Annotated in this window: 9 protein-coding genes; 7 read left to right on the plus strand and 2 right to left on the minus strand. The window is 71.2% G+C overall.

What is annotated here, in order from left to right; all coding sequences use genetic code 11:
* Positions 1-6 precede the first annotated feature (6 nt).
* A complete protein-coding gene (gene glgX, locus BLV02_RS06120; protein WP_069113237.1) occupies positions 7-2,151 on the minus strand; it encodes a glycogen debranching protein GlgX in 2,145 nt (714 codons plus the stop codon).
* Between the two features lie 42 nt (positions 2,152-2,193).
* Between glgX and BLV02_RS06125 the strand changes: the two genes are divergently transcribed.
* Both BLV02_RS06125 and BLV02_RS06130 read left to right on the plus strand, forming a co-directional pair.
* Positions 2,194-2,973 (plus strand): enoyl-CoA hydratase/isomerase family protein, encoded by a 780-nt coding sequence (locus BLV02_RS06125; RefSeq protein WP_069113238.1) that lies wholly within the window; start codon positions 2,194-2,196, stop codon positions 2,971-2,973.
* A complete protein-coding gene (locus BLV02_RS06130; protein ID WP_069113239.1) occupies positions 2,973-3,929 on the plus strand; it encodes a class I SAM-dependent methyltransferase in 957 nt (318 codons plus the stop codon). Before BLV02_RS06125 ends, BLV02_RS06130 begins: the two co-directional genes overlap by 1 nt.
* Before the next feature lie 5 nt (positions 3,930-3,934).
* Here the strand turns inward: BLV02_RS06130 and BLV02_RS06135 are convergent, their stop codons facing one another.
* A complete protein-coding gene (locus BLV02_RS06135; protein ID WP_069113240.1) occupies positions 3,935-4,486 on the minus strand; it encodes a GNAT family N-acetyltransferase in 552 nt (183 codons plus the stop codon).
* Between the two features lie 66 nt (positions 4,487-4,552).
* Between BLV02_RS06135 and BLV02_RS06140 the strand changes: the two genes are divergently transcribed.
* From BLV02_RS06140 to BLV02_RS06160, 5 genes are all read left to right on the plus strand, one after another.
* Positions 4,553-5,245, plus strand: coding sequence for an acyltransferase (locus BLV02_RS06140; protein WP_069113241.1), 693 nt, complete (start codon positions 4,553-4,555; stop codon positions 5,243-5,245).
* 288 nt (positions 5,246-5,533) lie between these two features.
* Entirely contained in the window at positions 5,534-7,912 is a 2,379-nt protein-coding gene (locus BLV02_RS06145) for a choice-of-anchor G family protein (RefSeq protein WP_074946167.1), read from the plus strand.
* Between the two features lie 825 nt (positions 7,913-8,737).
* On the plus strand, positions 8,738-10,150 hold the full coding sequence (locus BLV02_RS06150; RefSeq protein WP_069114689.1) for a choice-of-anchor G family protein: 1,413 nt from the start codon (positions 8,738-8,740) through the stop codon (positions 10,148-10,150).
* Between the two features lie 150 nt (positions 10,151-10,300).
* A complete protein-coding gene (locus BLV02_RS06155) occupies positions 10,301-11,059 on the plus strand; it encodes a DUF5819 family protein (protein ID WP_069114688.1) in 759 nt (252 codons plus the stop codon).
* Entirely contained in the window at positions 11,056-12,135 is a 1,080-nt protein-coding gene (locus tag BLV02_RS06160) for an HTTM domain-containing protein (protein ID WP_069114687.1), read from the plus strand. Before BLV02_RS06155 ends, BLV02_RS06160 begins: the two co-directional genes overlap by 4 nt.
* Positions 12,136-12,140: the final 5 nt, after the last annotated feature.

Genomic DNA, 12,140 nt, shown 5'->3' on the forward strand with positions numbered 1-12,140 from the left:
GGGGATTCAGTCGATCACGCGCAGCAGCAGACAGGACCGGCCGGTCAGCCGCACCCGGCCGGCCGCGCGGTGCCGCCGTCCCTCGGCCGAGCCGGACGCGGTGTCGAGCACGACCTCGTACGACGCCGCCCAGAACCGGCCGGGCAGCCGCACGTCGAGGGCGTCGGCGCCGGCGTGGACGTAGAGCAGGAACGACTCGTCCAGGATCGGCTCGCCGCGCACGCCGCGCGACCGGATGCCCTCGCCGTTCAGGTACATGCCGAGCGTGCGCAGCGACCCGTCGTGCCACTCGGCCTCGGTCATCTCCGCACCCGACGGCGCGAACCACGCGATGTCCTTGCGGCCGCCCTCGACCACCGGGACGCCCTCGAAGAACCGGCGCTGCCGCACGACCGGGTGGGCGCGGCGGAACCGCAGCAGCCGGCGGACGTGCTCGAGCAGGTCGGGGTGCTCGGCGGCCAGCGACCAGTCGATCCAGCTGATCTCGTTGTCCTGGCAGTACGCGTTGTTGTTGCCGCGTTGCGTGCGCCCGGCCTCGTCGCCGGAGAGCAGCATGGGCACGCCGGTCGACAGCAGCATCGTCGTCAGCATGTTCTTCACCTGACGCAGCCGCAGCTCGCGTAGGGCCGCGTCGTCGGAGTCGCCCTCGACGCCGTGGTTCCAGGACCGGTTGTTGTCCGTGCCGTCCCGGTTCTCCTCGCCGTTGGCCTCGTTGTGCTTGCGGTCGTAGGAGACGAGGTCGCGCATGGTGAAGCCGTCGTGCGCGGTGACGTAGTTGATCGACGCATACGGGCGGCGGCGGTCGTCGGCGTACAGGTCGGACGAGCCGGAGAGGCGGAACGCGAGGTCGCGGACGCCGGCCGCGGCGCCGCGCCAGTGGTCGCGGACGGAGTCGCGGTAGCGGTCGTTCCACTCGGTCCACAGGTGCGGGAACTCGCCGACCTGGTAGCCGCCGGGCCCGACGTCCCACGGCTCGGCGATCAGCTTCACCTCGCGCAGCACCGGGTCCTGCCCGATGACCGTCATGAACGAGCCGAGCATGTCGACGTCGTGCATCGACCGGGCCAGCGCCGACGCGAGGTCGAAGCGGAAGCCGTCGACGTGCATCTCGCCGACCCAGTACCGCAGCGAGTCCATGACCAGCCCGAGCACCTGCGGGTGGGCGACGCGGAAGGTGTTGCCGGTGCCGGTGTAGTCGAGGTAGCGGGACCGGTCGGCGGGGTCGACGTGGTAGTACGCCTCGTTCGCGATGCCGCGGTAGGCCAGCGTCGGGCCGCCGTCGCCCTGCTCGGCCGTGTGGTTGTAGACGACGTCGAGGATCACCTCGAGCCCGGCGTCGTGCAGCGCGCGGACCATCGCCTTGAACTCGTCGACCTGCTCGCCCCGGGTGCCCGCCGACGAGTACGCGTTGTGCGGCGCGAAGAACGCCAGCGTGTTGTAGCCCCAGTAGTTCAGCGAGCCGCGGTGCAGGAAGTCGGGCTCGCTGACGTACTGGTGGACGGGCAGCAGCTCGACCGTCGTGATGCCGAGGCCGGTGAGGTACTCGAGCGCCGCGGGATGGGCCAGGCCGGCGTAGGTGCCGCGCAGTTCCTCGGGGACGCCGGGGTGGCGCATGGTGAAGCCGCGCACGTGCGTCTCGTAGAGGACGGTCTCGGACCACGGCACCCGCGGCGGGGCGTCGCCGCGCCAGTCGAACGGGTGGTGGTCGACGACGACGGACTTCGGGACGTACGGGGCGGAGTCGCGGTCGTCGCGGACCCGGTGGTCGCCGCCCTCGTCCATGGACGGGCGGACGTGGCCGTAGACCGCCGGGTGCGCGGTCAGCGCGCCGTCGACGGCGCGGGCGTACGGGTCGGTGAGCAGCTTCGCCGGGTTGAACCGGCGGCCGGTGGCCGGATCCCACGGGCCGTGCACCCGGAACCCGTACCGCTGGCCGGGCCGCACCCCGGGGACCGCGCCGTGCCAGATGTCGAACGTCCGGTTGGGCAGCACCAGCCGCGTCTCGGCGTCGTCGTCGCCGAACAGGCAGACCTCGACCAGCTCGGCGTCGGGGGCCCAGAGGGCGAAGTTCGTGGCGGCCACGTCGTAGGTGGCTCCGAGCGGGGTCCAGTGACCGGGCCAAGGCTCCATCGCGACATCCACGCGGGGCATTCTTTCTCATGGTCCCGGTGTGGGGCCGGGTACGGTGCCGGGATGAGCGAAAACGTGGTGCGGCTGGAGGTCGCTGACGGCGTCGGAACGATCCGGCTGGACCGTCCGCCGATGAACGCCTTGGACGCCGCCATGCAGGACGGCCTGCTGGCGGCCGCCGCCGAGGCGACGTCGCGCCGTGACGTGCGCGCCGTCGTCGTCTACGGCGGTGAGAAGGTGTTCGCGGCCGGCGCGGACATCAAGGAGATGGCCGGCTGGTCCTACACCGACATGGTCGACCGGTCGGTCGCGCTGCAGGCCGCGTTCACCGCCATCGCCCGCATCCCGAAGCCGACCGTCGCCGCCGTCACCGGGTACGCCCTGGGCGGCGGCTGCGAGCTGACGCTCGCCTGCGACCTGCGCTTCGCCACGGCCGACGCGAAGCTGGGGCAGCCCGAGATCCTGCTCGGGCTGATCCCCGGCGCCGGCGGCACCCAGCGGCTGGCCCGGCTGGTCGGGCCGTCGAAGGCGAAGGACCTCATCTACACCGGGCGCATGGTCGGCGCCGACGAAGCACTGGCCATCGGGCTGGTCGACCGCGTCGTCGACGGCGACGTGTACGCGGCCGCCGTCGAGTGGGCGGCGCGGTTCGCGACGGGTCCGGCGTACGCGCTGCGGGCGGCCAAGGAGGCCATCGACCGCGGGCTGTCCACCGACCTCGACACCGGGCTGGAGATCGAGCGGCACCTGTTCGCCGGGATGTTCGCCACCGAGGACCGCGGCATCGGCATGCGCTCGTTCATCGAGAACGGTCCCGGCAAGGCCGCCTTCGAGGGCCGCTGATGAGCGACGCCACGACGCCCCGCCCGCCCGCGTCCGCCGAGGACGTCGAACGGGCCTGGAACGACACCAAGCTGGCCCAGGTGCTCTACCACGACTGGGAGGCACAGACCTACGACGACAAGTGGTCGATCTCGTTCGACGAGCGCTGCGTCTCCTACGCCCGCGACCGGTTCGCCGCCGCCGCGGGCACCGGCGGCTGGCCGTACGAGCGGGCGCTGGAGATCGGCGCCGGCACCGGGTTCTTCTCGCTGAACCTGCGCCAGGCCGGCGTGCTCGACGACGTCACCGTCACCGACATCTCGCCGGGCATGGTCGAGGCGGCCCGGCGCAACGCCCGCGGGCTCGGCTTCGAGATCGCCGGCGAGGTGGCCGACGCCGAGCGGCTGCCGTTCGACGACGAGACCTTCGACGTCGTCGTCGGGCACGCCGTCATCCACCACCTGCCCGATGTCGAGCAGGCGTTCCGCGAGATGCTGCGGGTGCTGCGGCCGGGCGGGCGGGTCGTCATCTGCGGCGAGCCGACGAAGTACGGCGACAAGATCGCGCGGGCGCTGTCGCGGGCCACCTGGTGGACGGCGACGCGGGCCACCCGGCTGCCCGGGCTGCGCGGGTCCTGGGCCCGGCCGCAGGAGGAGCTGGACGAGTCGTCCCGCGCCGCCGCGCTGGAGTCCGTCGTCGACCTGCACACGTTCGACCCCGGCGCGCTGACGGCGCTGGTCACCCGGGCCGGCTTCACCCACGTCCGGTCCGTCACCGAGGAGCTGACGGCGGCCTGGTTCGGCTGGCCGGTGCGCACGTTCGAGCACGCCGTCAACCCCGACCGGCTCGGCTGGGGCTGGGCGATGTTCGCGTACAAGAGCTGGCTGCGGCTGTCGGCGGCCGACCGCGTGCTGGCCAAGGTGGTGCCGGGCGAGCTGTTCTACAACGTGTCGGTGACGGCGGTCCGGCCCTCGTAGCGGGGTCAGGCCGCCGTCGCGCCGAGTCGCTGCGGGAGCCGGACGGGCGGCGAGCGCAGCCACAGCCGCATCGTGTCATGGCCGTCCGACCGCTCCAGCCGGGTGCGCCCGTGCCGGGCCAGCGTCGTGCGGTACCAGCCGTTGCCGGGCAGCCCGACGGTGTAGACCTCGCGGTAGCCGACCAGCCGGGCCATGCCGACCAGGTGGTCCAGCAGCGCCGAGCCGAGGCCGGCCCGCTGCCAGCGGTCCTCCACGACGACCGCCAGCTCGCCGGCGTCGCCGTCGTCGCGGCCGAGGTTGGCCAGCGCCACCACCGCCTGGTTCGGCGCCACGGCGACCAGCGCGATCTCGGTGCCGAGGAGCTGGGCGAGGAACCGCCCCGTCATCGGCGGGACGGAGTGGTAGCGGTGCCGGACGGTCTCGGTGGAGCACCGCACGTGCATCGCGCTGACGTCGCCGGCGTCGCGCGCCGTGGCGGCCCGGACGGTGACCGAGCGGCCGTCGCGAAGCCGGGCCGTGATGCCGGAGCCGGAGAACAGGTGGGCCGAGTCCTTCATGCCGCCAGCCTCCGCCGCGGGTGTTTCGCGGCCGTCTCCGCCCCGTAACGGGCTGATCAGGCCGCCATGGCATACCGTGTGGCGGTGTCGTTCCGCCGTCCCCGCGACCCCCGGCAGGCGCGCTACCTGACGCCGTCGTCGCTGCGGTGGGTGCTGCGGCACCGGGCGTGGACGTGGTGGTACCTGGTCCGGTACGCGCGGCTGCTGCGGCTGCGGCTGCGGCACCCCGAGGTCGTCACCGAGGGCATGGTGTTCCTCGGCCGCGGGACGCGGGTGGCCGGGCGGCGCGGGTACGGGCGGGTCGTGCTGGGGCGCTGGGTGCACATCGGCGACGGCACCACGCTGACGGCGCACGAGGGGACGCTGCGGGTCGGCGACAAGGCCGTCATCGGGTCGTCGTCGACGGTCACGTGTTACCTGGACGTCGAGATCGGCGCCCGGACGCTGGTGGCCGACTGGGTGTACGTCACCGACTTCGACCACCGCTTCGACGATCTCGGCCTGCCGATCAAGGACCAGGGGATCGTCAAGTCGCCGGTGCGGATCGGGCCCGACTGCTGGCTCGGCGTCAAGGTGACGGTGCTGCGCGGCGCCGTCGTCGGCCGCGGCTGCGTGCTCGCCGCGCACGCCGTCGTCCGCGGGACCATCCCCGATCTGGCCGTCGCCGGGGGAGTTCCCGCGCGAATTCTCAAGCACCGCGGGAATCCGGCGGTTTCCGCAGAAAAAGGCCAGGAAGATTGTCCGGATCGGCGGAATTGACGCCGGTCTGTCGGTCGCGATCCGTCCCATTTTCTCCGCTACGGAGAGTTCGCTCGCATTTCGCGCTCGTGGACGAGTAATTCAGCAATTCTGAAGGTCAAGCGCCTTGTCGGGACAGTAATATCGCACCGTCAGCAGGCCGGTCCTCGACCTAGGTCGCGCCCTTTGTTCCGCGCGTTCGACGCGGACGGCGCGAAGGCTTTGTCCCCGAGCACAAGGAGAGCAGGAATGTCTTCCTGGGAAAGACATCGTCGGCGTCGGGTAGCGGCTTCGCTCCTGGCAGCCGGAATGGCCCCGGTCGTCGCCGCCGGTGCGTGGTTGGTTCCCGCATCGGCGGCCGAGGGTGACGAGTCCCGCTCGGCCGCACGATTCCTCAGCGGCGAGATCCTCGGGACGGACCTCGACGCCGTCGCCGAACTGGCCGGCGTCGAGGTCGAGAACCTCGGCACGCCCGACCCGGTCACCGAGGCGAACCCGCTCGATCTCACCGTCCTCGACACCCTCAACGTGTCGGTCCCCGGCGGGGTGCAGCTGCCACTGAGCGACATCCTGCAGCTGGGCGCCGTCAACCAGTGGGCGTCGGCGGAGGACGGCGGCGCCTCGCACGCCGCGACGGGTGCGGTCGCCGACAACGGCGGCATCGGCACCGGCACCGAGGCCGGGTTCCCCGGCAACGCGACGTTCGACCTCACCGACGTGCTCGGCGAGGCCCTCACCGACCTCGTCGCCGACCTCGAACTCGAGCTCGGCGCCATCTCGTCGGAGGCGCACCTGGCGCCTGTGGACGGTGCGTTCGAGTTCACCAACGACTACGAGATCGCCGGCGGTCAGCTGCGGCTGACCATTCCCCTGCTCGCCGATCTCCTGCCGCAGGTCCAGGACGCCGTCGCTACCGTCGACGAGGTCGTCAACGGGCTGGCCGGGCCCGAGGGCACCATCGCCCAGACCCTCTCGACCGTCGAGGGGCTGCTCAGCCTGCTGGCCGTCGCGGGCGTCGAGAACCCCGACATCACGGTGTCGCTGGAGACCGACCTCGCCGGCGCCGTCGAGGAGCTGCTGGCCACGCCGCTGGGCGAGGGCACCGGTGTCGAGCTGAACCTGGCCGAGGGCACGCTGGTCGTCGACCTCGACACCCTGGCCGGTGGGCTGAACGACCAGGCGCCGAACACCGAGCTGCTCAGCGCCGAGGTGATCTCGCAGCTGGCGGAGACCATCGGCACCCTGCTGGACACGCTGGTCACGGACATCGTCGACACGGTCGAGAACGCGCTGAACGCGGCGACGCTGGACGTGAAGATCTACGCCGAGGTCGGCGGGCTGCTGCCCGGCACGCTGGACCTGCAGCTCACCGGCACCCTGGGCGACGTCCTCACCGGTGAGGCGGCGTTCGTCAACAACAGCACCGGCGTCGTCGTCGGGCTCATCTCGGCGCTGATCGCGCCCGTGCTCGACACGCTGATCGGCACCGTCGGCGGCGTCATCGAGGACGTCGTGTTCGCCGAGGGCGGCCCGCTGACCACGCTCGGCGAGACCGTCGCCGGCCTGGTCAGTTCCCTGGCGGAGTCGCTCACCCCGGTCGGCGATCTGCTCGCGTCGACCCTGTCGATCAAGCTGAACGTCCAGCCCGAGGCGGTCGACGTGCCGGCTCAGGCGCGGGCGACGGATGGTCCGTACAGCGTGGCCGCCCTCGAGGTGACGGCGCTCCCCGACGCCCCGGCTGCGGTGCTCACCCTCGCCGAGTCGACCGTGGGTCCCAACACCACCGCTGATGACGGTGGCGAGACCGAGGTCGATGGCACCGAGGTCGAGGTGGACGGCACTGAGGTGGACGGGACCGAGGTGGACGGGACCGAGGTGGACGGGACCGAGGTGGACGGGACCGAGGTGGACGGCACTGAGGTGGACGGCACTGAGGTGGACGGGACCGAGGTGGACGGGACCGAGGTGGACGGCACTGAGGTGGACGGCACTGAGGTGGACGGCACTGAGGTGGACGGCACTGAGGTGGACGGCACTGAGGTGGACGGCACTGAGGTGGACGGCACTGAGGTGGACGGCACTGAGGTGGACGGGACCGAGGTGGACGGCACTGAGGTGGACGGCACTGAGGTGGACGGCACTGAGGTGGACGGCACTGAGGTGGACGGCACTGAGGTGGACGGCACTGAGGTGGACGGCACTGAGGTGGACGGCACTGAGGTGGACGGCACTGAGGTGGACGGCACTGAGGTGGACGGCACCGAGGTGGACGGCACCGAGGTGGACGGCACCGAGGTGGACGGCACCGAGGTGGACGGCACTGAGGTGGACGGCACCGAGGTGGACGGCACTGAGGTGGACGGCACCGAGGTGGACGGCACTGAGGTGGACGGCACCGAGGTGGACGGCACTGAGGTGGACGGCACCGAAACCGACGGCACCGAGGTCGATGGCACCGAGGTCGACGGCGTCGAGACGGCGGGTGTCATCCCGCAGCCGGCGACCGAGGACAACGGCGACGACGACAACGGTCACGAGAACCGTGGCAGCGACAAGGACGACGACGAGCGGTTGCCCGACACCGGCGCTGGGTCCAACCAGCTGCTGATCGTCGGCATCGGGCTGATGCTCTCCGGTGGCATCGCCGCCTTCGCCGTCAGCCGTCGCGGCGGGGTCGGCCAGGGCTGAGTCCCGGCCGCCATCCGGCGAGACGAACGATGGCCGCGGGTCCGCGATCGGGATCCGCGGCCATCGGCTCGCCCGCCACGAGCGCCCGCCGCAAGACCGGAGGGTGCCCCGGAGCTGGCCCCGCGCAGACCCCCGAAACAGGCCCCGCGCAGACCCCCGGAACAGCCCCTGCTGGACCCCGAAACAGGCCGCCGCGGAAGCGGCCCGCCGCCCGCCCGGCGAATGCCATTCCCACCGGCCGCCGACTGGCATATCCGCAACGCATCGCGCTATCAGCCGAATGGGTGAGTCGCACTCCGCTCAATGGCGCTCTGACCAGGACGTTGGGCCGAAAGGAAGGCCCGCGGGAACGCGCCCGCGTGTCGCCCTTCCATAACGATTAGGTCACGGCCGACGAGGTCGCGGTTTAGACCACTGGTTCCGGTTTGCACACCCCCTCCCTGGCCGTTTCGCCCGTTTCACCCCAGTTCAACGCGGTGATCCGCCCCGCTATGTCCGGAGAACGGGTGAAAAACGGCAAAGACACCGACAGGCCAGTTTTGCGGGGATAGAAGTTGATCAACCCTTTCGAGGCATAGCGACCGGCGCGCGACGAATGGGCGGTCGATGTCCCCGGAGGCAAATTCGCCAAGTACGAGACACGTCTGTGGCGCAGTTGTAGGTTCATGATCACGCTTCGCTGGCCTTGGCACATCTGATGGCCGCGAAGGAGCCCGCCATGAAAATGCAAATGCCAGAGGAGAAGGCATGCCTGCAACACCTGTTATGCGCCGGCGTCGCGCAGCGACAACGCTGCTCGCAGCTGGTATTGCCCCGGTTTTCGCTGTGGGTGCGTGGCTGACGCCCGCCGCAGCGGCCGAGGGTGACGAGGCGCGCGCTGGTGCGCGGTTCCTCGACGGCACCGTCCTGGGCACTGACCTGGACGAGATCGCCGAGCTCGCCGGCGTCGACGTCGAGAACCTGGGCGACCCGGAGGCCGTCACCGACGCCAACCCGCTGGACGTCACGCTGCTCGACTCGATCAACATCGACATCGACCCGAACCTGCAGATCCCGCTGAGCGACATCATCAAGCTCGGCGCGGTCAACCAGTGGGCCACGGCCGAGGACGGCGCCGTGTCGCACGCCGCGACCGGTGCGGTCGCCGACAACGGTGGCGTCGGCACGGGTGTCGAGGACGGCTTCCCCGGCAACGCCACGTTCGACCTGACCGACCTGCTCGGCGAGGGCGTCACCGACCTCATCGCCGACGTCGAGCTCGAGCTCGGCGCCGTCTCGTCCGAGGCGCACCTCGAGCCGTCCGACGACGACTTCGAGGTCGCGCGTGACTACGAGATCGCCGGTGGCGAGCTGCGGGTCACCGTCCCGCTGCTGAGCGGCCTGAACCTGTCGCTCGGCGACGACGCCGCGGTCTGGATCGAGGACGGCACCATCGTCATCGACCTCGACCTGCTGTTCGAGAGCCTGAACGACCTGCCGCCGAACAGCGAGCTGATCGGCCCGGGCCTGTTCGACATCCTCGACAGCCTGCTCACCGAGCTGCTCGGTGACCTCGGCGCCGGCCTGGGCGACCTGCTCGGGAACCTCGGCCTCGACGAGCTCACCAACGGCATCGCCGACGCCCTGACCGACATCCTGTCGATCAAGGTGAACGTGCAGCCCGACCAGGCTGACGCCGGTGTGGCCATGCCGACCAGCGCCCGCACCGCGGTGAACGTCGAGCGCGCCGCCACCTCCGAGACCTACAGCGTCGCGGCCATGCAGGTCACGCTGCTGGGTGGCCTCGACAACGGCGGCGTCTCGGTGACGCTGGCCGAGTCGCACGTCGGCCCGAACACCAAGGCCGACGGTGAGGAGACCGAGGTCGACGGCACCGAGACCGAGGTCGACGGCACGGAGACCGAGGTGGATGGCACCGAGGTCGACGGCACCGAGGTGGACGGCACCGAGACCGAGGTCGACGGCACGGAGACCGAGGTGGACGGCACGGAGACCGAGGTGGATGGCACCGAGGTCGACGGCACCGAGACGGAGGTCGACGGCACCGAGGTCGACGGCACCGAGACCAACGGTGACGAGGACGGCGCCGCTGACGCCAACGGCAACGAGGACGGCGACGAGCTGCCCGACACCGGTGCCGGCTCCAGCCAGCTGCTGATCCTCGGCCTGGGCCTGGTCCTCGCCGGTGGCATCGCCGCCTACGCGGTCAGCCGTCGCCGGGGCCTCACCGTCGAGTGACGCTCAGCACCACCAGTAACACCCAGGAGTAGCACCACGACTCCCACGTTCGATCACGGTGGGTCCGCTCTCAAGCCAGGGTGCGGGCCCACCGGATCGGCGTTTCCGGGGTCGGTCGAACCGGGCGGTCGGCACACGAGGGCAGGCACGATGCGGGACCAGGAGACAGCGACAACGCCGGAGCGGCAGGAACCGCGTCCGACGTGGATCAAGGTCGTCGCCGGAGGGCTCGGCGCGCTGCTGTGCGCGCACCTCTTCGCGACGGCGGTGTTCGTCGGCCCGGCCAACGCGGCCAAGGAGTCGCTGGGCACGACGCTGACGAGCTACATGCAGCCGTACTTCCAGCAGGAGTGGAGCCTGTTCGCGCCGACGCCCATCAGCGTCGAGTACTCCATGCTGGTGCGCGGCTGGTACGACGCCGACAGCTCCACCGAGTGGGTGGACGTCACCCAGCTCGAGGTCGACGGCAACATCCTGCACAGCCTGGCGCCGTCGCGCGCGGGCATCATCACCCGCCGGCTGGCCGGCAACATGCGCAAGCAGTACCGCCTCATCTCACGCGAGGAGCAGGAGGTGCTGGCCGGCAACTACCACGAGGACGCGTGGGCGCGCATGGAAGAGGCGATGCTCGCCACCCCCGACCCCAGCTCCGACGCGCGCATCTCCTACGTGCTGCGTCTCGACCGCGCGATGGCGGCGTACGCCACGCAGTTCGCGTGGGCCTGGTGGGGCCGCGACTCCGGCATCGAGTACGTCGAGGTGCAGATCCAGGAGACCCGCGCGCCGCGCTTCGACGACCGCGGCGACGACCCGTCGGTCACCACCCGCGAGTTCGGCCGCCGCCCGCTCTACCTGTACGACGACCAGGACAGCGCGGCGTTCGCCGAGGCCATCGGGAGGTTCCGATGATCGGCTCCGCCGTCGACCGCGCGCTGGACGGCGCCGCCCGCACCGTCGGCAAGGGCGAGGAGTGGCTGCTGGGCGCCAAGCGCGCCACGTACGGCGTCGCCGTCGTCCGCATCATCTTCGGCGGCGCGGCCGTCTGGTTCCTGCTGGCGAACTTCGCCAACCGGCACTACCTGTGGGGCGACGCCGCGCAGTGGATGACGCCGCTCGAGCGCAACGGCGGCTTCGGCTGGCCGTTCACGCTGTTCGAGGGCGGCAGCGACCCCACCATGCTGACGGTGAAGACGCTGGTCGTGCTCGGGCTGGCGGTCGCCTTCACGCTCGGCTGGCGCACCCGCGTGGTCGCGCCGCTGCTGCTGATCACCTGGGTCAGCCTGATCGAGTCGAACCCGCTCTACGGCGACCAGAGCGACAACATCTTCCGCATCCTGCTCATCTACCTGTGCTTCGCCGACCTGTCCGGACGGTGGTCGCTGGATGCTCGCCGGCGCGCGCGGCAGGAGCAGGGCCTGAGCCGCTGGCTGTGGCCGCGCCGGTTCACCCCCGACGGGCTGCGTCGCGGCGGCGCCCGGCTCGGGGTGCTCGTCCACAACCTCGCCGTGCTGGCCGTCGGCGCGCAGATCTGCATCATCTACGTGGCCTCGGCGCTGTACAAGGTGCAGGGCGAGTACTGGCAGGACGGCACCGCCGTCTACTACCCGATGCAGGTCGGTCAGTACCGGCCGTGGCCGTGGCTGAACGACGTGCTGTCGGCGAACCCGTTCGGCGTGCTGGTCGTCTCGTACTTCTCCGTGTTCATCCAGCTGTTCTTCCCGCTGCTGCTGTTGCGCCGCGGCACCCGGGTGGTGGCGCTGCTCGGCGTCCTCGGCATGCACGCCGGCATCGCGGTGATCATGGGGCTGCCGTTCTTCTCGCTGTTCATCATGGCCGGCGACCAGATCTTCATCCGCGACTCCACGTATCAGGGCATCGCGGCCCGGGTGCGTGCGGCGCGGGACGAGCGACGGCGACGGCGGCGGCCGGCCGCGGCGGAGCCCGCGCCGGAGGAGGCCCCGGCCGAGCCGGTGCCCACGAGGTAGCCTGG

This window comes from Jiangella alba (genome assembly GCF_900106035.1).
Classification (GTDB): Bacteria; Actinomycetota; Actinomycetes; order Jiangellales; family Jiangellaceae; genus Jiangella; species Jiangella alba.